1 pseudogene is annotated in these 418 nt (G+C 33.5%); it reads left to right on the plus strand.

Features of this window, described 5'->3' with window-relative positions:
• Nucleotides 1-348, plus strand: a pseudogene (locus OM074_RS21245) (IS1634 family transposase); the annotation flags it as partial.
• Nucleotides 349-418: the final 70 nt, after the last annotated feature.

The following is a 418-nucleotide window of genomic DNA, read 5'->3' on the forward strand; positions in this document are numbered from 1 at the left end:
GGCATTCATTTAAGCATAGATAAGGTTTACCGTTTTCTGGACAAGTTAAACAATAAGCTAAAAGACAAAGTAGAACAAATTGCATTTGCCCACACTTTAAGAGTCTTAGGTGGCAATATTTCTGTTGTTTTCTACGACATGACAACATTATACTTCGAAGCAAGTGATGAAGATGACCTGAGAAAAACTGGATTCAGCAAGGACGGAAAGCATCAAAAGCCTCAAATATTTTTAGGCCTGTTAGTTGGAATAGGTGGATATGCCATAGGTTATGAAATATTTGAAGGCAATACATACGAAGGGCATACTCTTATCCCGTTTTTTTTAGTACATGACAAAACTATAAACAATTGAAAATCATCAAATTAAGTATGTGATTTTCTTGTTTAAAACCTTGATATTCAGTATCTTACAAAAG

The organism is Plebeiibacterium marinum (genome assembly GCF_026013615.1).
Classification (GTDB): Bacteria; Bacteroidota; Bacteroidia; order Bacteroidales; family Marinilabiliaceae; genus Saccharicrinis; species Saccharicrinis marinus_A.